The sequence below is a fragment of the Pseudomonas sp. GW821-FHT07E12 genome (assembly GCF_058986605.1).
In genome coordinates this window covers 96,074-118,859 of the sequence record NZ_JBYSVX010000004.1, presented here as the reverse complement: position 1 = coordinate 118,859, position 22,786 = coordinate 96,074, and the positions used below count along the sequence as shown (strand labels likewise).

The window sequence follows — 22,786 nt, the reverse complement described above, 5'->3', positions numbered from 1 at the left end:
TAATTCGTCATTCCCGCGAAAGCGGGAATCCATGGACGTTGATTCATCGAAAGCCAAAGTCCATGGATTCCCGCTTTCGCGGGAATGACGTGTGAGAGTTTCTTGCGGGACGCTGGATGGCAGCAGGCCTGGATGAAACGGAGCCAGCAGTGCTGTCGTTGCTGTTGCTGTTGCCTTGGACTTTGACTCACCCGGGGTCCCCGCCTACGCGGGGACGACGGTAGACAGATCACGAGGTAAGGCCCTCCGAAAAAGCAACCAAGCACCAACTCCACGCCAAAGCGCCAAACCCTCACCCCCGCTGGCCGACCACCACAAAACGTGATACACAACACAAATCAGGGGAGAGCAGGCGTCACAACGGATGTCCACGTCCGCACCGTCGTCGTCCATCGGCCCGGCGAACCACTTCGCCGGTACGCCGCTCCCCACCCGTGTGCGCCGCATCCTCGACGCCCTGCACACGCAACTCGCGCAAGCCCTCACCGCCCCGCTCAAACTGACGCTCGTTGAGCTGGAGCGCGAACTGTTCAAGCAAGCCGAACACGCCCGCAACAGCCAGATGCAAGCCGAGTTGTACGCCGAAGCACGGCACCTGCGCGAGCGCTGCGGAAGTTTCGAAGCCGACATCATGTCCAGCCTCGCCGGAGAACTGACCGGCCTGCGCGAACCCTGGCACAGCGCCTCGAATACCGAAACCGAACTGCTGCGCCAGCCCATGGCACTGGTCGAACACACCGACATCGACCGCGACATCGTGCTCAACGACATCGCCCGCCGCGAAGCCGGGCGCTGCAGCAATGCATTGCACCTGCTCAGCCAGCGTTTCGGCGTGCTCGCGGCGCGGCCGGCGTTCGAGATCGAACAACTGCCACTCGGCCCACACGCACTGTGCCGGCTGCTGCGCGATGCCGGCGAGACGCTGGGGCTGAGCCTGGACAGCCAACTGATGCTCTACCGCGTGTTCGAGCGGCAGATGCGCGAACGACTGGCCGAGATACTCGAACACGCCAACACCCTGCTCGCCGAGGAAGGCGTGCTGCCGGGTCTGGTCTACCTGCCCTACCTCGGCCGGACGTCGGCGTCACGCCGCCCTTCCGCGCAGCGTGAAGCGAAGCTCCCCCCCTCGCCCGCTCAAGCGAGCCAGCGTCCGCTGACCAGTTGGGCCGGCCAAGGCCCGGCCGCATCATGGAGTGGTGTGATGCTCGATGAAGTCTTGCCGACATTCGCGCCGCCCAGCGCCGAGAGTCATGCGGACACGCCAACTCACGGCGTCGCAGGCAACACCGACGCCCCTCACGCACCGGACACCACCCGCCTGCGACAGCTGCTGGGCGCCGCCCGCGCCCGGCTCGCCGCACCTGCGCCTGCGGGCACGCACGCCGCCCATCCGCCGGTGCAGGCAAGCGCGCTGAGCGAGACCCTCGGCCTGCTGCAGGCACGCTCCGGCGCCGGACACCCGATGCCCCCCGCGCCCGGACGCAGCGTCCGCGACGTGCACCAGCAGTTGCTGGCGATGCTGCGTGAATCACACGGCCCGCAGGCCGATCTATCGCAGCAGGACCACAACAGTTTCGACCTGCTCGATCTGCTCTACCGCGAGATCGGCCGCGAAGTGGATCGCGGCACGCCGGCCGCCGAGCTGTTGGTGCGATTGCAGGTGCCGCTCGCACGCGCCGCGATCGCCGACCCCGCTTTCTTCGTGCGCGAGCAGCATCCGGCGCGCGAACTGCTCAACGCCGTCGCCGAATCCGGCGCAACCTGGCTGGCCGAGGACGATGCCGACCCGCAGCTGTTGCAGAAGCTGACCGGCGTGGTCGATCAGGTGGTCAGCGATTACCACGGCGACGAAGCCGTGTTCGAGCACGCCCACCAGCAGATCCAGACGCACCAGCAGGCGCAGGCACGCAAGGCCGACATGGCCGAACACCGTCACGTCGAGGCCGCGCGCGGCAAGGAGCGACTGGCGTTGGCCAAACGTCTGGCCGGCGACAGCATCGAGCATCTGTGCCAGAGCGCCGCACCACCCAAGTTCGTGCAGTCACTGCTCAAACAGGCCTGGTCGGACGTGCTGACGCTGACCCTGCTGCGCCAGGGCGAGCACTCCGAGGAATGGGAACAACGCCAGAAGCTTACCGACCGTATCGCTGAGGTGACCTGCCGGCCGGCCGGCGAAGCGCCGGACATCGGGCTCGGTGGCGGAATCCAGCAGGCCCTGACCCAGATCGGCTACCACCACGACGAGGCCAGCGCGATCGCGCGCCGCCTGTCCACGCCCGGCGGCGAGGACGACCTCACCTCGCGCACCGAACTGGCCACACGGCTCAAGGCGCGCACCCGCCTGGGCGAACAGGACGGAACCCGCCGTCAGGAAGCACCGCCGCCGCGCACACCTGCCGAGCAGGCCTGCTACGACCAACTGCGCACCCTGCCATTCGGCACCTGGTTCGAGTTCATCATCCCGCCGCAGGGCGATGCCCAGCGCCGACGCCTGTCCTGGTACAGCCTGGTCACCGATCACGCGTTGTTCGTCAACCAGCGCGGCCAGAAGATCAACGAATACTCGCTGGATGCGCTGGCACGACTGATGGCCAGCAGCCAGCTACGCATCGTCACCGAAGAAAAGGGACGGCTGATCGACCGCGCATGGCAGGCGACGGTACGTGCCCTGCGCGTCCTGGCCGGCAGCCAGCGTGCCCCCACTTCACCGGAGTTCCCCACTTGACCGCAGAAGCCAGGCGCTCGCCGCGCCGCCAACCCGCTGCAACGATTCCGGTGCACGACTTCATCGCCGACGCGCCGATCGGCCATATCGGCAATGTCTCCGAAGGCGGCATGCTGCTGCTCGCCTCGGTGCCGCTGGTGGAGGACGCGCTGTATCAGGTGAGCTTTCCGCTACCGGACCGCAACGGCCGCGAGGTCGAGATCAGCACCGGCGTGCACCTGCTGTGGTCCGAGCAGGCGCATGCGCCGGGCCAGGCCTGGGCCGGGTTCCGCTTCATCGCCCTGTGCGACGCCTACCGCGAGCAGTTGCGCGAGTGGGTCGACTCGGCGCAGATGCCGGCCTAGCGCCGCAAGGTTGCCGTCCCGAGCAATCGTAGGAGCGCCTTCAGGCGCGATGGAGCTTTCCCTGTAAAGCCCCATCGCGCCTGAAGGCGCTCCTGCGAATACGCGTCAACTGCGCCCTGCCGTCGCTTTGCGGCAAAATCGCAGCCTCTCCGCGACACCGAACGAGCCTGCCATGACCCCGCAAGATCCGGCCGCGCTGTACCCGGCGCACCTCACCGTCCTCAAGCAACGCGCCGACGAAGCGCTGGCACGCGGCGGCTTCGATCATCTGGTGATCCCGAGCGGCACGCTGCACTACCAGTTCTTCGACGATCGCGACTATCCGTACGCGGTGAACCCGCCGTTCAAGACCTGGCTGCCGCTGACCCGCGTGCCCAACAGCTGGCTGGTCTACACGCCTGGCGAGCGGCCGAAGGTGATCTTCCACCAACCCTTCGACTACTGGCACGTGGTGCCGGACGCGCCGAGCGGCTGGTGGGTCGAGCACTTCGACGTGCAGATCATCCGCACTCCGGAAGAAGCCCTTGCCCTGTTGCCGAAGAACCCTGCGCGCAGCGCGATCCTCGGTGAGCCACAGAGCGCACTCGGCGTCTACGTGCCGAACAATCCCGAGCCGGTGCTGAACTATCTGGAATATCACCGCGCCTTCAAGACGCCCTACGAACTGGCACTGATGCGTCAGGCGCAAGTGCTGGCAGTGCGCGGCCACCGCGCCGCCGAGGCTGCGTTCCGCGCCGGCCGCAGCGAATTCGACATCCACATGGCCTATTGCAGCGCGGTTGGCCAGGATGCCAACGACCTGCCCTACGGCAACATCATCGCGCTCAACGAACACGGCGCGGTGCTGCACTACACCGAACTGAGCCGCACCGCACCGCAGCCGCTGCGCAGCTTCCTGATCGACGCCGGCGCCTCCGCGCACGGCTACGCCAGCGATATCACCCGCACCTATGCGGCCGACACCGGTGGCGAGTTCCAGGCGTTGATCGACGCGGTGGACAAGGCGCAGATCGCGATGGGCCAGGCGGTACGTGCCGGCTTCGACTACAAGCAGTTGCACATCGACGCGCACCTGGCGCTGATGGGCGTGCTCAAGGACTTCGGCGTCATCACCGTCTCGCCGGAAGCGGCACTGGCCACCGGCGTCAGCGCCGCGTTCTTCCCGCACGGCATCGGCCACGGCATCGGCGCGCAGGTCCACGAGGTCGCCGGCTTCGCCGCCAGCGACCGTGGCGGCCGCATCGAGCGCCCCGCCGGCCACCCGTACCTGCGCCTGACCCGCGTACTGGAACCGGGCATGGTCGTCACCATCGAACCCGGCCTCTACTTCATCGACATGCTGCTCGACGAAGTGAAGAAGGCCGGCCACGCCGACAGCGTGGACTGGCAGCGCGTGGAGCAGTTCAAGCCTTACGGCGGCATCCGCATCGAAGACGAGGTGGTATGCACTGACGGTGAGCCGGAGAATTTGACCCGGCCGGTGTTTGCGGCGGCGGCCGGGAATGGGGAATAGAGAATGGGGAATCGTTGAAGCAAAAACGATGGCTGATGTTTCTGCCAACGCCGTTGGCTCTTTGTAGGAGGGACTTCAGTCCCGACGCTTTGCCGATAAAGCCCGTCGGGACTGAAGTCCCTCCCACAACCGGGATTTGGGGTTCGTTGGAGCCAGGCCGATGGTCGATGCTTCAACGGCCGCCGCGGCGGCCGCCGGTAATGGGAAATGGAGAATCGTTGAAGCAAAGGCGATGTCTGATGCTTCAGCCGGCGCCGTTGTCTCTTTGTGGGAGGGACTTCAGTCCCGACGCTTTGCCGGTAGAGCCTGTCGGGACTGAAGTCCCTCCCACAACCGGGATTAGGGATTAGGGATTTGAGATTCATTGAAGCAAAGGTGATGATCGACGCTTCAACCAGCACGCTGCTTCGCGCTGACGGTCAGTTGCCGCATGAAACCCGACCGTCGTCCCCGCGAAGGCGGGGACCCAGTGTCTTATCTCAGTAACAACCCAAGTCGCTGGATCCCCGCCTTCGCGGGGACGACGACTGAAAGGTTGTGAGAAAGCAGCACTGACACTCGCCGCCATCAGAAAACTCGAAGGCCGCCCAACAGGCGGCCTTCTGCTTTTTCGATTCCCCATTCCCTATTCCCGGCCGTCCCCCATCTCCGCCTCGATCTCCTCCGCAGAGCGCGCCAGCACACCGGTCAACACATGATGACCATCCTCGGTGATCACCACGTTGTCCTCGGTGCGGATCCCGATGCCACGCCACTTCTCTGCAACGCTGGTGTCATCCGGCGATACGTACAGGCCGGGCTCGATCGTGAACACCATGCCCGGTTCCAGCAGGCGCGATTCGCCCGCGACCTTGTAGTCGCCGACATCGTGTACGTCCAGCCCCAGCCAGTGCCCGGTCTTGTGCCGGTAGAAGCGCTTGTAACTGCCGTCAACGATGTTTTCTTCCAGATCGCCACTCAGCAGCCCCAGCTGCAACAGCCCCTCGGTCAACACCTCGATCGCGGCGAGATGGCCTTCCTCGTAGGCAATGCCCGGCCGCGCCTGTTCCAGCGCGGCGGCCTGCGCGGCGCCAACCAGATCGTGCAGCGCGCGCTGCTCCTTGCTGAAGCGTCCGTTGATCGGGAAGGTGCGGGTGATATCGGCCGCGTAGCCGCGGTACTCGGCGCCGGCGTCGATCAGCACCAGCTCGCCGTCGCGTGTCCTGGCGTTGTTGGCGCGGTAATGCAGCACGCAGGCGTTGCTGCCGGTGCCGACGATGCTGCCGTAGGCCGGCCAGGCATCAGCAGCGCGGAACTCGCGCTCGATATCGGCCTGCAGCTCGTACTCGTGGATGCCGGCGCGCGCCACGCGCATCGCGATGCGGTGCGCCTGCACGCTGATGTCGGCCGCGCGTTGCATCAGCGCGATCTCGTCGCGTGACTTGAACAGGCGCTGCTCGTGCAGCAGGTGGCCCAGCTCCAGGAACTCGTGCGGCGGCTGCGCACCGTGGCGCACCTGCGAGCGCACCCGATTCACCCAGCCGATCAGCTTGAGGTCGAAATCGACATCGCGACCGAAGTGGTAGTAGACCCGCGAGCGCCCTTCCAGCAGTCCCGGCAGGATGTCGTCCAGATCCTCGATCGGGTACGCATCATCCATGCCGTATTGCTCGACCGCACCTTCCTGCCCGGCGCGCGGTCCGTCCCACGCCTCGCGCTCGGGATCGCGCTCGCGGCAGAACAGCACCACCTCGCCATGCCGGCGCCCGGGCACCAGCACCAGCACCGCGTCAGGCTCTGGAAAACCACTCAGGTACCAGAAATCCGAATCCTGCCGGTACGGGTAGTGGGTGTCGTGGCTGCGCACGCGCTCCGGCGCGGCCGGCAGCACCAGGATCGCGTCCTCGCCAGCCATTTCCATCAGCTGCCTGCGGCGCCGCACGTACTCGGCCGCCCCGATGCCGGTGAGCTTCTTCATGAGAACTTGTTGAGTTGGATATTCATTGCAAAAGACCAACTGGACCGTAGCGCGGAGCTTGCCCCGCCGGGTCATGCCGAGAAAGCCTCCAGCGGAGCAAGCGCCGCGCTACAACACGGCACCCCACCGTTACGCGGGCGTACCGGATCCCGACACGTTCTAGTTCAGACGCTGCCGATAACGCGGCCCCAGCACGCAGTCGCTGTGCAGCAGCAGCACCGCCACGCGCACGAATTCCTCGATCTCGGCCAGCGCGTCCTCATCCTCGTCGGTGCTGTCGAAATCGGCGCTCGACGCCTGTGCCAGCTTGGCCAGGTCGCGCAGCGCCTCATCGCCTTCCTCCGACAGCTGCGGGCGCTTGCCCGAGGCCAGCCCGAAACTGCCCAGGAACGCGCGGCACCACTCGAACAAGGCATCGGCGCGCGCGGCCGGTGGCGCGCTGTCTTCAGTCAGCAACAGCTCGAAGGCGAAATCGCGGTCTTCCAGCTGGCTGGACGTAGCCTGCCGCAACTGCTCCAACGGGCCGTTCTGGGCCGGCGTCGGCAGGCTGTCATCGGCCAGGATCAGCGCCGGCCAGCGTTCGCTGTTATCGCCGCCGCCGGCCAGCCAGCCGCTCAGGCCGCCATGCAGCTCGGCCGCGTTCGCGGCCAACCCCAATTGCTGGCTCTCCTGTTGCACGGCCAACACATCAGGCAGGTGATTCATGGTCATTCCGCAGTCTCGATCCGGTGAACGATGGCGGACGGACGACAATCCTTCCATCGGGCTACGCAGTGTAATGCCGGCCAGTGCTTTTCGCCTTGTGCGGCTTCCATGTCGCCACCTACACTCTGGTGCTTCCATACTCTCAGAGCATCCCCTGCCCCATGCCGCCTGTCTGCATCGTCGTGGGGCTTGCCGCGCCGATGTCGGTGCTCCCGGCCTGGATCGTGGTGATTCCGGCGGCGCTGTGCGCCGGCATCCTCGGCTGGCGGCTGCGCGGCTACCGGCGCGACCCGCGCCAAGCGCATCTGCAGGCACTCGAACGCGCGCTGCACGGCAATAGCGGACAACTCTGGACCTACGATCTCGCCCGCGGCCGGCTGTGGCTCTATGCCGAGCAGATCCCGGGCCAACCGCAGCGCCCCCTGGAACTGGACAAGAACGAGCTGCTCGCGCGCCTGCATCCGGACGACCTGCCCGGCCTGCGCAGCCATGTCCACGCATGCCGCGCAGGCGATGTGGAGCATTTCCGAACCGAACAACGCGTGGACCTGCAACTTGTCGGCCATTGCAGCTGGCTGGACATCCACGCCCGCGTGGTCGAACGCGACGCCGCCGGCACGCCGTTGCATCTGGCCGGCATCGCCCGGCCATTCGCCCCGGCGCGGCTGGCCGGCGCCGAACCGGACATCGCCGCCGAGATCCTGCAGCGCATGCACGAGGCCGTCGCCGTGCTTGACCAGCACCTGCACTTCGTTTCGATCAACGCCGCCTTCACCCGCATCACCGGACACGACGAAGCGCAGGTACTGGGACAGCCGCTGCATCTGCTCGACCGCCCCATCGACAGCCGCCAGAACGAATACATGCGGGACTCGGTCGAACGCGACGGCCATTGGGAAGGCGAAGCCTGGAAAGTGCGTCGCGACGGCGAGGAAATCCTCTGCAGCCTGCGCCACAACCGGATCCGCGACGCATCCGGCCAGCGCGTCCTGCACGTGCTGGTGATGGACGACATCACCGTCCGCAGACGCACCGAGCAGGAACTGAGTTACCTGGCCAAGTACGACGCGCTGACCGGCCTGCCCAACCGCGCCCTGCTGTCCGAGCGCCTGGAGCAGGCGATCGCGCACGCCCGCACCCACGGCGAGCGGGTCGCGGTGCTGTTCCTCGATCTGGATCATTTCAAGGACGTCAACGACTCGATGGGCCACGCCGCCGGTGATCGCGTGCTGCGGCTGTCGGCCGAACGCATCCGCCACGCCACCGGCCTGCGCCACACCGCCGCGCGCCTCAGCGGTGACGAGTTCACCGTCGTACTTGACGGCCTGTCCGGTATCGGCGAGGCCGAACAAGCCGCACGGCAACTGCTGGCCCGCTTCGAAGTGCCATTGCAGTTGGATGAGAACCGCGAAGTGGCGATCTCGCCCTCGATCGGCATCAGCCTGTTTCCCGACCACAGCGAACAGCCCGACGAACTGCTCAAGTTCGCCGACACCGCCATGTACCGCGCCAAGGCCACCGGGCGGCGTACCTACAAGCTGTACTCGCCGCAGATGGACGAAGGCACCCACCAGCGCGCGCTGCTGGCCAACGCACTGCGGCGTGTGCGCATCGAGGACGAACTGCGGCTGGTCTACCAGCCGCGCTACTCGCTGCACGAGCATCGCATCGTCGGTTTCGAAGCGCTGATGCGCTGGGACAGCCCGGAATTCGGCGCGGTGTCGCCGGACCGCTTCATCCCGCTGGCCGAGGAAACCGGCCTGATCCTCGCCTTCGGTGAATGGGCGCTGCAGCAGGCCTGTCGACGGCTGCAACTGTGGGCGCAGCGCGGCATCGACAACATCTCCGTATCGGTGAATGTCTCGGCGATCCAGCTCGACCACGGCAACCTGCCCGACACCCTCGCGCGCATCCTGCACGAGACCGGCGTCGCGCCCGAGCGGATCGAACTGGAACTGACCGAAAGCGCGGTGATGAGCGACACGCTCGGCAATGCCGACGTCCTGCATGCATTGCGCAAACTCGGTGTGGGCCTGGCGATCGACGACTTCGGCACCGGCTACTCCTCGCTCGCCTACCTCAAGCGCCTGCCGATCGACACGCTCAAGATCGACCAGGAATTCATCGCCGATCTCACCTGCAACAGCGACGACCAGGCCATCACCAGCGCCATCATCGCGATGGCCCGCTCGCTGTCGCTGAAGGTGGTCGCCGAAGGCGTGGAGGATGCCCGCCAGGTCGAGTTCCTGCGCCGCCACGGCTGCGACGAGATCCAGGGCTACCTGGTCTCACCGGCGCTGGAACCGGAGGCCTGCGAGATCCTGCTGCGGCGCATGCCGACAGCCGACCAGGCCGAACCGATGCCATCTTGACCACCGCTCCAGCCGCCGCCTATCTTCCGCGCATGAACAACGCCGACGCCCTCGCCCAACTCCGTGCCCTGGCCGCACGCGTGGAGGCGTTGGTCGAACGCAGCCAGCGCCTGGCCGATGAGAACCGCAGCCTGCGCCACCAGCAGGAACAACTGATCGGCGAGCGCTCGCAACTGCTGGCCAAGAATGAACAGGCACGGTCACGGGTGGAAGCGATGATCACCCGACTCAAGTCGCTGGAGCAGCACACGTGAGTCACCCCACCGAGCCGGTCAGCGTCCGCATCCTCGACCGCGAGTACACCGTCGGCGTCACCGGCGAGGAACGTGACAGCCTGAATGCCGCCGCGCGCATGCTCGACGCGCGCATGCGCGAGATCCGTGGCAACAACCGGATGGCCGCGCTCGACCGCGTCGCCGTGCTGGCCGCGCTCAATCTCGCCCACGAGCTGCAACAACTGCGCGACGAACAGGCGCTGTACAACCGCGAGCTCGCACGCACGCTCGACGAGCTCAACCGGCGCATGGACAACCTGCCCGATACACCGCGTTGAAACCCAATGCGCACTTCCATGGGAAAAATGAATTCCCCGGGAACCCAAATTCGACAAATAACCTTCCCACGCCGGGCACGCTGGCTATAATGGCGACGCGTTCTCTGCTGTGAACGACGGCGTGTGCAAACATTCGCCTTGTCCCTTAATTACGACCACGGGGGCGCGACGACGCCGGGTGTGCATGTCCGCCTCGCAGCGGAAAGCCCGATGGCCTCCCAGCGTTCCCACTTGAACCCCGGGTTCAAGGTCGTTTCGCACGCATCGTCACCGCGGAGAATGCATTTTTTGCCCCCATGCAAGACCGGTTCGAAGGAAACCGGCTTGTGTGGGTTGGGGGCGCCGCCTGTTGCGGCCATCGCGTTCAAGGCTCCCCGAGGTCGATGCGTACATTGACCTGAACAATCTGCCATCGTATTGAGACTGTTCAATATCGTGATGGCGGCCCCGCATGACCTCCCTTTCAGTACGCAGTGCCGTCCTCGGCCTCATCGCCGTTGCCGGCTCCGTGAGCGCGTGGTCGCTTCCTGCGGCCGCGCAGACCGCCACGCCTGCCCAGGCGGAGGTTGCCGCCAACGTCCATCAAGCCCAGGTCGAGGCGCGCATCCTGTTCGCCCCGCGCGCGGTTGCCGGCAGCGACGGCGTGCAGCACCTGGGTTACGAGCTGCGGATCAGCAGTTTCTACGACGGCACCGATCCGCTGAAGCTGACCGGCGTGGCGATCTTCGCCGACAACGCTACGACACCGCTGACCACGTTCGAAGGCCCCGCGTTGCAGGCGCTGCTCGCGCAGCCGGCCGCTGGCGACGCCCCGCAGGACGGCATCCCGATCGAATCAGGCAAGAGCAAGACGCTGTTCCTGTGGCTGGCACTGCCCGCGGGCGCGCAACCAGCCTCGCTGCGCCATCAGCTGACCTTCCTTGCCGACAAGGACGCGATCCAGCGCGCCGACGATATCCGCACCCCGGTGATCCAGTCCCCCGCGCTCACGATCGCCTCGCCCTTGCGCGGCGGGCGCTGGCTCGCGGTCGAGGGCCCGGGCAATCACCAGTCGCACCATTGGGGCGGCGTGGTCGCGATCGACGGCAAGCTCAGCATCCCGCAGCGCTTCGCGATCGATTGGTTCGGGCTGGACAGCCACAACCATTCGGTCCGCGGCAAGCACGACTCGCTCACGTCGACCACCGATGCCGACTGGGTGGGTTACGGCCATGACGTGCTCGCGGTGGCCGATGGCGTGGTGGTCGATGTCCGCGACGGAGTGCCGAACGGCAAGCCCATGACACCGCTGGAAACACCTGAAGATCTCACCGCGCGCACCCTGTACGGCAACTTCGTGGTGCTGGAGATCGCACCGGGCGTCTATGCCCACTACGCACATCTGCAGACCGACAGCGTGACGGTTGCGGTTGGCCAGCATGTCCGGCGTGGCGCGGTCCTGGGCCGGCTCGGCCAGACCGGTTCTGCCGGCGCGCCGCACCTGCATTTCCATCTCAGCGACCGGCCGACGTTCGAGCAGTCGGAAGGGTTGCCGTTTGTCATCGATGCTTTCGTTTTGCTCGGACAAGGGGAGGTCGAGGACACCTTCGATCCGACCAAACCGGTCCGCTGGCCTGCGCGTAAGCCCGAAAAGCGGCAACTGCAGTTGCCGCTCGACGGGAGCCTCGTGGAATTCCCGTAAGCCCGTGCGGCCAGCCTTTGTGGGAGGGACTTCAGTCCCGACGCTTTACCGGTACCGCCCGTCGGGACTGAAGTCCCTCCCACAAGACCGCCCGGGAGCATGCAGCTCATCACAGAACCCGCAGCCCGCACCACGACGTTTCCCCCGCGCCACCGCTTCGGCGATGATGCGCAGCCCTCCGTTGCCTGCCACCCATGACCGAAGATCGCGACCGTCTGCGCCGCCAACTGCGTGATGTCCGCCGTGCCCTGCCGGCCAGCGAACGCATCGCGGCAGCCGAGGGCCTGGCCGAGCGCCTGCTGGCGCTGCCGTTCCTGCCGGCGCAGGGCTTCGTCGGTGGCTACTGGGCGATGGACGGCGAGATCGCGCTGCATGCGTTCCAGTTGCGCCTGCCTGCTGCGCTGAGCTACTGCCTGCCGGTGCTGCACGAGGACGGCACGTTGCGCTTTGCGCCATGGCGTCCGGGCGCGCCGTTGCGCAGCAACCGCTTCGGCATCCCCGAGCCGGACATCGCCATCACCGAGACGCTCACGCCGGTGCAGATGGCACTCGTGGTGACGCCGCTGGTCGGCTTCGACACGGCCGGGCACCGGCTGGGCATGGGAGGCGGCTGGTATGATCGCAGCTTCGCCTTCCGCCAGGCCCAAGCGCCGCCGCCCTGGCTGATTGGCGCTGCGTTTTCCGTGCAGCAGACCGACGCGGTGAGCGCCGAGACTTGGGACGTGCCGCTGGACGCGATCTGTACCGAACACCACACCTTCCTGACCGCCTCCGATCCCGCATGACCGCCCGCAAGCGCTACTGGCTGATGAAGTCCGAACCGGACGCCTTCTCGATCGACGATCTTGAACGCGTGCGCACCGAACCCTGGAACGGGGTCCGCAACTACCAGGCGCGCAATTTCATGCGCGACGGCATGAAGGTCGGCGACGGCATCCTGTTCTACCACTCCAATACCAAGGTGCCGGGCATCGTCGGGCTGGCCACGGTGGCCAGCGAGGCGTATCCGGATGCCACCCAGTTCGAGCCGAAGTCGGACTATTACGACGCCAAGGCCAGCCGCGAGCAGCCGCGCTGGTATCTGGTGGACGTGGCGTTCGAGCGCAAGCTCAAGCGCACCATCGCGCTGGACGAGATCAAACAGCACGCCGAAGCACTGGGCGAGGCGTTCCCGCTGACCGCACGCGGCAACCGGTTGTCAGTGTTCCCGGTCACCGCCGCGCAGTGGAAGCTGTTGCTTTCTTTGGAATAGCCGGGATTGGGGATTCGGGATTGGGGATGCGCCCCACCGACCTCGCTCCCGCTTTTACGAATCCCCAATCCCCAATTCCGAATCCCATGTCCGAAGCAAAACGGCTGGCCGCCGAAAAGGCCATCGACTATCTCGAAGACGGCATGATCGTCGGTGTCGGCACCGGCTCGACCGTGGCCTACTTCATCGACGCACTGGGCCGTAACGCGCACCGCATCAAGGGCGCCGTGTCCAGTTCCGAACAGAGCACCGCACGGCTGCTCCAGCACGGCATCGAGGTGCTCGACCTCAACCACACCGGCACGCTGTCGCTGTACGTGGATGGCGCCGACGAGTGCGATCCCAACAAGTGCCTGATCAAGGGCGGTGGCGCGGCGCTGACCCGCGAGAAGATCATCGCCGAGGCCAGCAAGCAGTTCATCTGCATCGTTGATCCGAGCAAACAGGTGCCGGTGCTGGGCCACTTCCCGCTGCCGGTCGAGGTGATCCCGATGGCACGCAGCCTGGTCGCACGCGAGATCGTCGCACTCACCGGCGGCCAGCCGGTCTGGCGCCAAGGCGTGGTCACCGACAATGGCAACGTGGTGCTGGACGTGCACAACCTGCACATCGCCGACCCGGTGAAGCTGGAAGCGCTGTTGAACCAGATCCCGGGCGTGGTCTGCGTCGGCCTGTTCGCACGTCGCCGCGCCGACGTGGTGATCGTCGGCGGAGAACCGCCGCAGGTGTTTTGAGCGGTCGGAACACCTCGTGACCGCCTTTGTAGGAGCGGCTTTAGCCGCGATGAAGCTTTCCTGGTAGAGCTCCATCGCGGCTAAAGCCGCTCCTACAAGTTGTTCTGCGGCTCTGATCAGACCTTCTTGGCGAGCAACTGCACCAGCTCACCGACCAACTCGCGCTGCCGCAACGGCAGCGCCAGATAGGCCTCGATCACCTCGCGCTCATGCGCCCCGGTCTGCGGTGGCGGCCATGGCGCGCGCGGCTCGGCCACGCTGCGTCCGTTGCCGTAGCGCAGCACATGCGGAGCGATGCCGAACAGGTCGGCCAACACCTGCAGCTTGTCCTGCTCGGGAATCGAACGTCCGCCCAGCCAGCGCGAAGCGCTCTGGAACGTCACCGAACGTCCGGGATAACGCGTATTGAACAGGCGAAACAGCACCGCCGGCCGCGGCTCGTAGCCTGCGGCTCGCATCGCCCCGGCCAGGCGACTGGAGAACTGAAGACGTTCATCGCTCATGGCGCGCAACGTTACGTAGCACGCTCAGCGTGAACTCACCTGTCACTTCCATTATATTCAACTTATTGCTTTCATGTACGCAAGGAAGTCCCCCCACCGAATGGAGACGGCATATGACGCACCGCTTACGCAGCCCTTCCGCAACGCCCGCCAGCACCGGTCCGCAGGTCGCCGCCTATGCGGCCCTGGACTATCGCCGGCACTATGCCGACCTGCTCGCCCGGCATCCGAGTCCGCGCCAGGCCATCGCGGAACTGGGCCTGTTCCGTTTCTGGCTGGCGTGCCGGGTGCTGCATCCCGGCACGCCCGGCGATTCCACGGACCTGCTCGCGCCGGTGCGCCCGTTGCGCGAGTGGCCGCTGCCGCTGCATCTGGGCGATTGCGATGTGCAGGAGGAACTCGATGCCGACATCACGCACCTGATCGAAAGCCGCTTCGATCTGTATGACCGCTTCTTCAGCCTGGGCCGCCACGCCGAGGATCCGTTCGGTGTGGATGCGGCCTCGCTCGCATTGGCCTGCCAACTGTTCGCGCAGCCATCGGTGGCCCTGCTGGAACGACTGCGGCACGAGAGCCGGCAGTTGTTCGAACAGTGGCTGGCGCCCTCCACCGGGTTGGCTTGACGGGCCTGGCGCCATCCCCGAAGGTGCGCAGCGCCCTCCCGCTGGAACCTCGCCATGAACGCCCTGCTCCGCGTCTGTTTGCTTTCCCTGCTGCTGTTGATCGGCGGTTGCGCCAGTGCCGGCGGCAAGTGGGTGGAACTGGGCGGCCAGCGCTATCAGGTCGAGCTGGCCCAGGACGACGCCACGCGTGCACGCGGCCTGATGTTCCGCTACGAGATGGATCCCGGCCACGGCATGTTGTTCATCCACGATCGCACCGAGCCGCAGGCGTACTGGATGAAGAACACCAAGATCCCGCTGGACATCCTGTACTTCGACGAGCAGCGCAAGCTGGTGTCACAGCAGCGTGATGTGCCGCCGTGCTCGGCCGGCAACGCCTGCCCGCCCTACCCCAGCGGCAAGCCCGCGCGCTACGTGCTGGAACTCAATGCCGGCCAGGCCGAGCGGCTCAAGCTGCAGGACGGCACCGAGCTCACCTTCGGCCCGGGCATCCCTCCGCTGCATTGATCGCCCGCGCCGGCTAGGGCGCGGCGTGCGGCCTGTCGGGCGGCACCGGACTTGAACATGCCGTAATTTGCCTCCAGTCTTGCGCCATGGAGGAACGCCTCACATTGCCGGGCTGGAACTCGCTGGCCAAGCAGGACGACGAGTCGCTGCCGCTGCTGGCGACCGCGCTGCTGATCGCGCGCGACGAATACCCGGAACTCGACGCGGCCACCTACGACACGCTGGTGCAGAGCCATGTCGAGCACCTGCGCCATGAGGTCGATTCGATCGATGTGTGGCCGTTGAAGATCGCCGCGGTCAATCGCCACCTGTTCGAGGAACTGGGCTACACCGGCAACCACGACGAGTATTACGACCCGCGCAACAGCTACATCAACCAGGTCTTCGAGCGCCGCCTCGGCAACCCGATCTCGCTGGCGATGGTGCAGATGGAAGTGGCGCGCAGGCTCGGCATTCCGCTCGATGGGGTGTCCTTCCCGGGCCACTTCCTGGTGCGCCTGCCGGTGGACGACGGGCTGCTGGTGATGGACCCGTTCAACGGCGGCCGCCCGCTCGGCGTGGACGAGCTGCGCGAGCGCGCGCGTCCGCACCTGGGCGGGGAGATTCCCGACGACGGCGCGCTGGCGCGGATCCTCGATCCGGCGCCCAATCGCGCGATCCTGGTGCGCGTGCTGCGCAACCTGCACGGCGTCTACGCCGACGACGAGCAATGGGACCGCGCCGCCCGCAGCGCCGACCGCATCATCAAGCTGATGCCCGACCAGCCCGAGGCCCTGCGCGACCGTGGCCTGGCGTATCTGCACCTGGGCCATGCCAACGGCGCCCGCGAGGATCTGGCCCGCTACCTGCAGTTGAACCCGCAGGCGCAGGATGCCGCCGGCATGCGCGAGCACCTGATCGATCTGGGCGGACGGCGCTTTCACGCGCATTAGGCGCGTGCGCTTCACTGCGGCTTTCCTGCAAAACCCTACCCGTCATCCCGCGAAAGCAGGGATCCAGGGTCTTTCGAGCAAGTCGAAGGATGACCTGACATGCCGAGGAGCGGGATGCCATCCGCGTCCCGCTGACACTGTGGGTACGTCCATGGATCTTCGATCCCGCGTTCGCGGGGACAACAGGCCGGAGAACGCGCGAACGTCGTCCAACCAGGTCCAGGTGGATTACATCTCCACCATCTCGAAATCGTCCTTGGTCACGCCGCAATCCGGGCAGGTCCAGGTGTCCGGGATGTCTTCCCAGCGCGTGCCCGGGGCGATCCCCTCTTCGGGCAGTCCGTCCTCTTCGTGGTAGATGAAACCGCAGACCACGCACATCCAGCTGCGATAAATGGTTTCGGGCGTGTTGCTCATCGGATAATCGCGGTACGGATGGGACCCCGCATTGTCCCACTCCACTCCCCGCCCAGGAAGCTCTGCCGATGCCCGCTCTCTCCGCCGTCCGCGGCGTCTATCTGATCACGCCCGACGAGGCCGACACCGCACGCCTGCTGGCACGTACACGACCGCTGCTCGGCGACATCGTCTGGCTGCAGTACCGCAACAAGCAGGCCGACGCGGCGTTGCGCCGTGAACAGGCCGGCGCGCTGCAGGCACTCTGCGCCGAGGCCGGGGTGCCGTTGATCGTCAACGACGATGCGCGACTGGCGCACGAGGTCGGCGCCGCCGGCGTGCATCTGGGCGCCAACGATGGCGACGTCGCCGAAGTCCGGGCGCTGCTCGGCCCGGGTGCGATCGTCGGCGTCGGCTGCTACGACCAGCTCGATCGCGCCGAGCGCGTGGTCGCGGCCGGCGCCAGCTACGTCGGGTTTGGCGCGTTCTTCCCCAGTCCGAGCAAGCGCACCACCTACCGCGTCACGCCGCAGTTGCTGCGCGATTCCGCGCACCTCGGTGTGCCGCGCGTGGCGATCGGCGGCCTGACGCCCGATAACTGCGGCCCCGCCATCGAGGCCGGCGCCGAGCTGGTCGCAACGATCAGCAGCGTGTACTCGGCGGGCGATCCGTTGGCGGTGTTGCGAGCGTATCGCGCCTGTTTTGACTTGCCCGGATAAGGGAAAGCCCCCTTCACACTTGCGGAAACCTGTGGGAGGGACTTCAGTCCCGACGCCTTATCGATACCGGCAAGGTGTCGGGACTGAAGTCCCTCCCACAAAAAAATCGGCACAAGGATGTGCCGTGCTCTTGTGAGGGACTCACAAAAAAAGCCGCCGCGCTGGAATGGCGCGGCGGCCGGGAAAGACTCCGGCCCGCCAGACGGCGGGCCGGAGAACGTCAGTAGTCGTAACTGACGGTCAGTCGTGCATAGCGCGGGGCCTGGTAGGCAACCGGCTGGCCATACAGCGGGTTGGCCGTACCGTCGGGCAACTGCGAGAACGGATACAGGTTGGTCGGCTTCTGCGCGTTGAACACGTTGAAGACGTTGAGGTTGAAAGCCAGCTTGCCATCGGCGAAATCCGGCTTGAAGGTCAACCCCAGGTCGAACTGGTTGATCCACGGCAGGCGACCGTGCGATCCCGGAGGCGAAGCAGTGCCCGTGCCGGTCGCCGGGTTGTAGCAGTAGTGATAGGGGCCGCCAGTGATGCTGCTGCCGCCGTAGCCAGCCGGATCGGTGCCGCTGTAGGCGGTCCCGTAGTAGTTGCCCAGGCAGTTCTTGGGTGCGCCGGAGATCAGGCTGGCGTTCGCGGAAATGCCGAACTCGCTGGTCAGCTGGTAGTAGCCGAACAGCTTGATCTGGTGGCGGTGGTCGTTGGACTGGTCGCCATTGACGTGCTCCATCAGCGCCGCGTGGTCCCAGCTCTGCGTGGTCGATACCGACGCCTGCCCCTGGTAGCTGCCCAGCGCGCCACCGGTGCGCCACAGATCCGACCGCAACTGGCCCTCGGTGGTGCCGTAGCTATGCGACCACACATAGTTGAACTTGGCGTACCACTTGCCGTCGAACGGCCGCTCCAGGTTGAACTCCACCGCCGAATAGTTGCGCTTGAGCTTCGGGAAACCGGCCGCCTCGCGAGTCACCGTGACTTGGCGCAGGTTGCCACTGGTGTCATAGACGTTCCAGACGTTGGTCCTGCCCGGGTTGATCAGTTCCGCACCTGCGGTCCGGGTCCAGTCGATGTCCACGCCCTGCGCGGCGGCCGAGTTGGCCAAGCCGATGTTGTCCTCGTCGAAGTTCTGGTCATCGATCGCGTCGTTGAGGCGGCGGTAGGTGGCGCGTACTCCGTACACCCAACCGATGCCCAGTTCCTGGGCGAAGCCGAGAATGACCTCATCCTGATTCTCGCCCTTGATGTCCTTGACCACGGCGGCTTTCGGGTCCGAGGCGCGACCGAAGCGGGAGTTCGCCGATACCGCCGGCCCGAGCGACTGGGAAATGATCGGCGTGCCGTCGGCATTGATACCGCTGTAGGTGAAGTATTCGGTCTTGGAGACCGAGGAGGTGAACAACCCGACCGCGGACAGCGGCAGGCCCAGGTAGTAGCGACCGACGTTGCCGAACACCTTCAGGCTGGAATCGCCATGCACATCCCAACTGAAGCCGATACGCGGCGACCATGCGTCGACGCTGATGTAAGGCTCATTGCTGATCGGCACGTAGTTGGTGAACTCGTCCTTGCGCACGCCCAGGCTCAGCAGCAGATTGTCGGTCACCTGCCACTTGTCCTCGATGTAGTAGGCCTTCTGTTTGGCGTCGTAGGAATTCAGGCCGCTGGTGGTGTCCTTGGTGACGTAGTAGCCGGATGCGCCGTAGGTCGGATCGACCAGGGCCGGACTCGGTGCGCCCTTGCCACCGGCCTCGTTGGCGGACTGGCTGATCAGGCCGTTCGCGCCGGGAGCGGTGCCGTAGGGATCGTTGGTCACGCCGTAATTCCACGCATACCCGGGGCCGGACGCCACGGTGCCGATGTTCGTGGCCTTCAGGTCCTGGTTGTCGACGCCGAAGCTGAGCGTGTGGTCGCCGATGCGCCACTCAAGGTTGATGCGCAGGTTCTCCTTCTCGTATTCGCGGTCCGATGCGGTGATCGAAGTGATCTTCTGCGCACCATCGATCGGGCTGCCGCCGTTGTAGGCCGGGTTCTGCAGGCTGGAATTGCCGATCACCGGACCGTTGGCGGCACTGTAGTTGTAGTAGCTGATCTCGTCCGGCGTCTTCATCTTTCCGTACAACGCGCTCACCGTGACGTTGTCGCCGAAATAGCCGGTGTACTTGGCCGACGTCAGGCTGGGACCGGCCTTGTTGGTGTTCTCGTTGGTGTAGTAGGCGCCGCGCTCGCGGTTGACGTAGTCGTACTGGTACGTTGTACCGTCGGTCTTGTACTTGTCGCCGGCGCTGGTGACCTCCAGCAGGTGGTTGTCGGTGATGTACCAGTCCAGCTTGCCGTACCAGCGCTTCTGCTCGTATTCGTAATCGGTCAGGCCGCCGATCCTTCCGTTGTCGACGTCCCGGTTGGTGGCGATGCGGGTGCCGTGGGAGTCAACCTTTTCCCCGGCCAGAAAGAAGAACAGGCGATCCTGGACGATCGGGCCACCGACATAGGCGCTGTAGGTATTGGACGTGGCCTTGGTCTCGCTCAGCGGCTGGTAAAGGCCATCGGCGGCCCGGGCATACCTGTAAGCGGCATTGTTGACGGTGGAGGACTGACTGTCTGGACGCCAATAGAGGTCCTTCTGGTCGGTCTTCAGCGCAGTGGGCTCGAATACCGCTGCTGCGCCGAAATGCCATTCATTGCTGCCGCGCTTGCCGACCTGGCTGATCACGCCGCCATTGGAACGGCCGTACTGGGCACCGTAGCCACCGGTGAAGATTTCCTGCTGGTCGATGGCGCCGTAAGGCAGGGTCAGGCCACCGAGGTTGTTCTGGGTAGTGGTGGTGTTGAAGCCATTGAGATAGTAGGCGTTCTCGCTGGCCGCCGAGCCACCGAAGCTGGTCAGCGAACCACCCAGCGGGCCGTTGTCGAAGCCACCGCTGTTGGCTACCACCCCCGGCGCCAGCAATGCGATCGCCTCGGCGCTACGTCCCAACGGCAGCTGCTGCAGCTGCTCGGCGGAGATGACGGTGCGGGTATCCACGCTGGAAACGTCGATGGCCTGCAGGCGCGAGCCGGTCACGCTGACGCTGTCCAGCGTCTGCATCGCGCCGGCGGTAAAGGAGACGTCCGTGTTCGCGCCGACGGTGAGGCCGATGTTCTCGCGGCTCTCGACCACCGCACCGTCCCGCTTCACGGTGATCTTGTAGGTGCCCAGCGGCAGGTTGCCGATGCTGTAGCGGCCGCGCGCGTCCACCGGCACTTCACGGCTGAAGCCGCTGTTGTTTTCCACCAATACGGTCTTGCCGGCGCCATCGGCCACGCTGCCGACGATGCTGCCGGTGGTGGATTGCGCGTGCGCGCCGCCGATGGCGACCGCCAAGGCCAACGCCAAGGCACGCCTGTGCATCAATTTGTTCATGCTCTCTGTATCCCCGAAATGAAATCGTCAATGACGAAACAAACCCCTGAAAAGCGGCCGTCCAATCGGACAGAACCGCCTGAACACTTTGTTAAGGACGGGCGCCCCCTGCCCAATAACCATCAGCCATGACGTGATGCCCCCCTTAGCCCCCCGAGGTTGGCCGAACGGCCTGCGCTCCGGCACGGTCACGACGGGTAGGGCCCGCAGAGCCGGGTAGGCGCGATCCCGTCGAAGCCGCGACAATAGGCAACGCATGGCCTTCCAGGCCCGTCTCCACTCGCGACCCCCAAGGATTTCCCGCATGGATCACTCCCGTTCCCACGACCTTTTCGCCCAGGCGCAGACGCTGATCCCCGGCGGCGTCAACTCGCCGGTGCGTGCATTCAAGTCGGTCGGTGGCGAGCCGTTCTTCGTCCAGCGCGCGGATGGTGCGTACCTGTTCGACGTGGACGGCAACCGCTACATCGACTACGTCGGCTCGTGGGGCCCGATGATCGTCGGCCACAACCATCCGGCGGTACGCGAAGCGGTCGCCAAGGCGATCGGCAACGGTTTGTCATTCGGCGCGCCCTGCCCGGCCGAAGTCACGATGGCCGAGACGATCACCCGGCTGGTGCCGTCCTGCGAGATGGTGCGGATGGTCAACTCCGGTACCGAGGCCACGCTGTCGGCGATCCGGCTGGCGCGCGGCGCCACCGGGCGGCAGCGCATCGTCAAGTTCGAAGGCTGCTACCACGGCCATGGCGACTCGTTCCTGGTCAAGGCCGGCAGCGGCATGCTCACGCTCGGCGTGCCGACCTCACCGGGCGTGCCGGCCGGATTGAGCGAGCTGACCGCCACGCTCAGCTACAACGACTTCGAAAGCGCCACGCAGTTGTTCGATGACATCGGCAGCGAGATCGCCGCGGTGATCATCGAGCCGGTGGTCGGCAACGCCAATTGCATTCCGCCGCTCGAAGGCTACCTGCAACATCTGCGCGAGCTGTGCACGAAGCACGGCACGCTGCTGATCTTCGATGAGGTGATGACCGGTTTCCGTGTCGCCCTGGGCGGCGCGCAGGCGCATTACGGCATCGTTCCGGACCTGACCACCTTCGGCAAGATCATCGGCGGCGGCATGCCGGTGGGTGCCTACGGCGGCCGGCGCGAACTGATGGCGCAGATCGCACCAAGCGGCCCGATCTATCAGGCCGGCACGCTCAGCGGCAACCCGGTGGCGATGGCAGCCGGCCTGGCGATGCTGGAGCTGATCCAGGCGCCGGGCTTCCACGAACGCCTGGCTGCGACCACCGCCACCCTGTGCGAAGGCCTGGAAGCGGCCGCACGCGAGGCCGGCGTGGCCGTCACCACCAACCGCGTCGGCGCGATGTTCGGGCTGTTCTTCACCGACCAGAAGGTCGAGACCTACGCGCAGGCGACCGCCTGCGACACTCCGGCATTCAACCGCTTCTTCCACGCGATGCTGGAGCGCGGTGTGTTCCTGGCACCGTCCGCGTACGAGGCGGGTTTCCTGTCGAGCGCGCATGACGACGCGGTGATCGAAGCGACATTGGCCGCAGCACGTGAGGCGTTCCGCATCAGCGCTGGCTGAGCGCGGCCACCCGCAGGTCATCCTTCAGATCGACCGGTGACGAGACAGCATCACGCATCGCTTGGACCGGCGTACGTACAGGCCTGCGTGGTCAATTCGCAGAGCTAGTACGAATGGGTTATAGACCCGCGACAGCATGCGCTTGGATAAAGGCACTGGATCCTCGCCTCCGCCTTCGCAGGGGCAAGCTCTACGCGGGGACGACGGTAGATGCATCGCAGAAATGGCGTGGCTTCCAATCAGCCATTCGACGGTCGAAAACCCACCGGGACGACCATGAAT

At 65.8% G+C, this 22,786-nt stretch carries 20 protein-coding genes and 1 other RNA gene; 16 read left to right on the top strand and 5 right to left on the bottom strand.

Annotated elements, in window-relative coordinates; genetic code table 11:
• Positions 1-364: 364 nt before the first annotated feature.
• The 3 genes from AC3WJE_RS04385 (at position 365) to pepQ (ending at position 4,582) form a co-directional block, all read left to right on the top strand.
• Positions 365-2,725 carry a DUF1631 domain-containing protein gene (locus AC3WJE_RS04385; RefSeq protein WP_493729558.1) on the top strand — a complete coding sequence of 787 codons (2,361 nt, stop codon included), beginning with the start codon at positions 365-367 and terminating at the stop codon, positions 2,723-2,725.
• Positions 2,722-3,069, top strand: coding sequence for a PilZ domain-containing protein (locus AC3WJE_RS04380; protein ID WP_493729557.1), 348 nt, complete (start codon positions 2,722-2,724; stop codon positions 3,067-3,069). The genes AC3WJE_RS04385 and AC3WJE_RS04380 overlap by 4 nt, the downstream gene beginning before the upstream one ends.
• A 172-nt stretch (positions 3,070-3,241) precedes the next feature.
• Positions 3,242-4,582, top strand: a complete 1,341-nt coding sequence (gene pepQ, locus AC3WJE_RS04375; protein ID WP_493729556.1) for a Xaa-Pro dipeptidase — start codon at positions 3,242-3,244, stop codon at positions 4,580-4,582.
• A 625-nt stretch (positions 4,583-5,207) separates the two neighbouring features.
• Here pepQ and AC3WJE_RS04370 read toward each other — a convergent pair.
• Together AC3WJE_RS04370 and AC3WJE_RS04365 are read right to left on the bottom strand one after the other, a co-directional pair.
• A complete protein-coding gene (locus tag AC3WJE_RS04370) occupies positions 5,208-6,539 on the bottom strand; it encodes an aminopeptidase P N-terminal domain-containing protein (RefSeq protein ID WP_493729555.1) in 1,332 nt (443 codons plus the stop codon).
• 159 nt (positions 6,540-6,698) lie between these two features.
• Entirely contained in the window at positions 6,699-7,244 is a 546-nt protein-coding gene (locus AC3WJE_RS04365; RefSeq protein ID WP_493729554.1) for a YecA/YgfB family protein, read from the bottom strand.
• A gap of 161 nt (positions 7,245-7,405) precedes the next feature.
• Here AC3WJE_RS04365 and AC3WJE_RS04360 point away from each other — a divergent pair, with 161 nt between their 5' ends.
• The 8 genes from AC3WJE_RS04360 to rpiA all read left to right on the top strand — a co-directional run bounded on the left by AC3WJE_RS04360 (position 7,406) and on the right by rpiA (position 13,836).
• A complete protein-coding gene (locus AC3WJE_RS04360; RefSeq protein ID WP_493729553.1) occupies positions 7,406-9,616 on the top strand; it encodes a putative bifunctional diguanylate cyclase/phosphodiesterase in 2,211 nt (736 codons plus the stop codon).
• Positions 9,613-9,870, top strand: coding sequence for a TIGR02449 family protein (locus AC3WJE_RS04355; protein ID WP_493729552.1), 258 nt, complete (start codon positions 9,613-9,615; stop codon positions 9,868-9,870). The genes AC3WJE_RS04360 and AC3WJE_RS04355 overlap by 4 nt, the downstream gene beginning before the upstream one ends.
• On the top strand, positions 9,867-10,169 hold the full coding sequence (locus AC3WJE_RS04350; protein ID WP_493729551.1) for a cell division protein ZapA: 303 nt from the start codon (positions 9,867-9,869) through the stop codon (positions 10,167-10,169). Before AC3WJE_RS04355 ends, AC3WJE_RS04350 begins: the two co-directional genes overlap by 4 nt.
• 98 nt (positions 10,170-10,267) lie before the next feature.
• Positions 10,268-10,452, top strand: a non-coding RNA gene (gene ssrS, locus AC3WJE_RS04345) — 6S RNA.
• Between the two features lie 168 nt (positions 10,453-10,620).
• Complete coding sequence (locus tag AC3WJE_RS04340; RefSeq protein ID WP_493729550.1) at positions 10,621-11,850, top strand: peptidoglycan DD-metalloendopeptidase family protein; 1,230 nt, start codon at positions 10,621-10,623, stop codon at positions 11,848-11,850.
• Positions 11,851-12,044: 194 nt separating this feature from the next.
• On the top strand, positions 12,045-12,635 hold the full coding sequence (locus AC3WJE_RS04335) for a 5-formyltetrahydrofolate cyclo-ligase (RefSeq protein WP_493729549.1): 591 nt from the start codon (positions 12,045-12,047) through the stop codon (positions 12,633-12,635).
• Positions 12,632-13,102, top strand: a complete 471-nt coding sequence (locus AC3WJE_RS04330; RefSeq protein ID WP_493729548.1) for an EVE domain-containing protein — start codon at positions 12,632-12,634, stop codon at positions 13,100-13,102. The genes AC3WJE_RS04335 and AC3WJE_RS04330 overlap by 4 nt, the downstream gene beginning before the upstream one ends.
• An 86-nt stretch (positions 13,103-13,188) precedes the next feature.
• Positions 13,189-13,836: a ribose-5-phosphate isomerase RpiA gene (gene rpiA / locus AC3WJE_RS04325; RefSeq protein ID WP_493729547.1), complete on the top strand. Its 648-nt coding sequence runs from the start codon at positions 13,189-13,191 to the stop codon at positions 13,834-13,836.
• A 116-nt stretch (positions 13,837-13,952) separates the two neighbouring features.
• Here rpiA and AC3WJE_RS04320 read toward each other — a convergent pair whose 3' ends face one another.
• Complete coding sequence (locus tag AC3WJE_RS04320) at positions 13,953-14,339, bottom strand: transcriptional regulator (RefSeq protein WP_493729546.1); 387 nt, start codon at positions 14,337-14,339, stop codon at positions 13,953-13,955.
• A 113-nt stretch (positions 14,340-14,452) separates the two neighbouring features.
• On the opposite strand from AC3WJE_RS04320, the gene AC3WJE_RS04315 reads away from it, so the two are divergent.
• The 3 genes from AC3WJE_RS04315 (at position 14,453) to AC3WJE_RS04305 (ending at position 16,401) form a co-directional block, all read left to right on the top strand.
• The gene (locus AC3WJE_RS04315; RefSeq protein WP_493729545.1) at positions 14,453-14,962 is read left to right on the top strand and encodes a hypothetical protein; all 510 of its coding nucleotides are present in this window, start codon (positions 14,453-14,455) and stop codon (positions 14,960-14,962) included.
• Between the two features lie 54 nt (positions 14,963-15,016).
• Complete coding sequence (locus AC3WJE_RS04310; RefSeq protein WP_493729544.1) at positions 15,017-15,469, top strand: DUF192 domain-containing protein; 453 nt, start codon at positions 15,017-15,019, stop codon at positions 15,467-15,469.
• Between the two features lie 86 nt (positions 15,470-15,555).
• Positions 15,556-16,401: a SirB1 family protein gene (locus tag AC3WJE_RS04305; protein ID WP_493729543.1), complete on the top strand. Its 846-nt coding sequence runs from the start codon at positions 15,556-15,558 to the stop codon at positions 16,399-16,401.
• Positions 16,402-16,629: 228 nt separating this feature from the next.
• On the opposite strand, the gene AC3WJE_RS04300 is transcribed toward AC3WJE_RS04305, so the two are convergent.
• The gene (locus AC3WJE_RS04300; protein WP_493729542.1) at positions 16,630-16,818 is read right to left on the bottom strand and encodes a rubredoxin; all 189 of its coding nucleotides are present in this window, start codon (positions 16,816-16,818) and stop codon (positions 16,630-16,632) included.
• Positions 16,819-16,886: 68 nt separating this feature from the next.
• Between AC3WJE_RS04300 and thiE the strand changes: the two genes are divergently transcribed.
• A complete protein-coding gene (gene thiE / locus AC3WJE_RS04295; protein ID WP_493729541.1) occupies positions 16,887-17,516 on the top strand; it encodes a thiamine phosphate synthase in 630 nt (209 codons plus the stop codon).
• A gap of 220 nt (positions 17,517-17,736) precedes the next feature.
• Here thiE and AC3WJE_RS04290 read toward each other — a convergent pair whose 3' ends face one another.
• Positions 17,737-20,910, bottom strand: coding sequence for a TonB-dependent receptor (locus AC3WJE_RS04290; RefSeq protein WP_493729540.1), 3,174 nt, complete (start codon positions 20,908-20,910; stop codon positions 17,737-17,739).
• Between the two features lie 304 nt (positions 20,911-21,214).
• Here AC3WJE_RS04290 and hemL point away from each other — a divergent pair, with 304 nt between their 5' ends.
• On the top strand, positions 21,215-22,504 hold the full coding sequence (gene hemL, locus AC3WJE_RS04285; protein WP_493729539.1) for a glutamate-1-semialdehyde 2,1-aminomutase: 1,290 nt from the start codon (positions 21,215-21,217) through the stop codon (positions 22,502-22,504).
• The last annotated feature ends 282 nt before the right edge of the window (positions 22,505-22,786 follow it).

Bases quoted from the DNA above. Each gene is read 5' to 3' on its own strand.
- thiE (WP_493729541.1), top strand. From the start codon at position 16,887: ATGCCCGCTCTCTCCGCCGTCCGCGGCGTCTATCTGATCACGCCCGAC.
- rpiA (WP_493729547.1), top strand. From the start codon at position 13,189: ATGTCCGAAGCAAAACGGCTGGCCGCCGAAAAGGCCATCGACTATCTC.
- AC3WJE_RS04330 (WP_493729548.1), top strand. From the start codon at position 12,632: ATGACCGCCCGCAAGCGCTACTGGCTGATGAAGTCCGAACCGGACGCC.
- AC3WJE_RS04370 (WP_493729555.1), bottom strand. From the start codon at position 6,539: ATGAAGAAGCTCACCGGCATCGGGGCGGCCGAGTACGTGCGGCGCCGC.
- AC3WJE_RS04315 (WP_493729545.1), top strand. From the start codon at position 14,453: ATGACGCACCGCTTACGCAGCCCTTCCGCAACGCCCGCCAGCACCGGT.
- AC3WJE_RS04290 (WP_493729540.1), bottom strand. From the start codon at position 20,910: ATGAACAAATTGATGCACAGGCGTGCCTTGGCGTTGGCCTTGGCGGTC.
- pepQ (WP_493729556.1), top strand. From the start codon at position 3,242: ATGACCCCGCAAGATCCGGCCGCGCTGTACCCGGCGCACCTCACCGTC.
- AC3WJE_RS04305 (WP_493729543.1), top strand. From the start codon at position 15,556: ATGGAGGAACGCCTCACATTGCCGGGCTGGAACTCGCTGGCCAAGCAG.
- AC3WJE_RS04365 (WP_493729554.1), bottom strand. From the start codon at position 7,244: ATGAATCACCTGCCTGATGTGTTGGCCGTGCAACAGGAGAGCCAGCAA.
- AC3WJE_RS04385 (WP_493729558.1), top strand. From the start codon at position 365: ATGTCCACGTCCGCACCGTCGTCGTCCATCGGCCCGGCGAACCACTTC.
- AC3WJE_RS04300 (WP_493729542.1), bottom strand. From the start codon at position 16,818: ATGAGCAACACGCCCGAAACCATTTATCGCAGCTGGATGTGCGTGGTC.
- AC3WJE_RS04320 (WP_493729546.1), bottom strand. From the start codon at position 14,339: ATGAGCGATGAACGTCTTCAGTTCTCCAGTCGCCTGGCCGGGGCGATG.
- AC3WJE_RS04335 (WP_493729549.1), top strand. From the start codon at position 12,045: ATGACCGAAGATCGCGACCGTCTGCGCCGCCAACTGCGTGATGTCCGC.
- AC3WJE_RS04340 (WP_493729550.1), top strand. From the start codon at position 10,621: ATGACCTCCCTTTCAGTACGCAGTGCCGTCCTCGGCCTCATCGCCGTT.
- hemL (WP_493729539.1), top strand. From the start codon at position 21,215: ATGGATCACTCCCGTTCCCACGACCTTTTCGCCCAGGCGCAGACGCTG.
- AC3WJE_RS04360 (WP_493729553.1), top strand. From the start codon at position 7,406: ATGCCGCCTGTCTGCATCGTCGTGGGGCTTGCCGCGCCGATGTCGGTG.
- AC3WJE_RS04310 (WP_493729544.1), top strand. From the start codon at position 15,017: ATGAACGCCCTGCTCCGCGTCTGTTTGCTTTCCCTGCTGCTGTTGATC.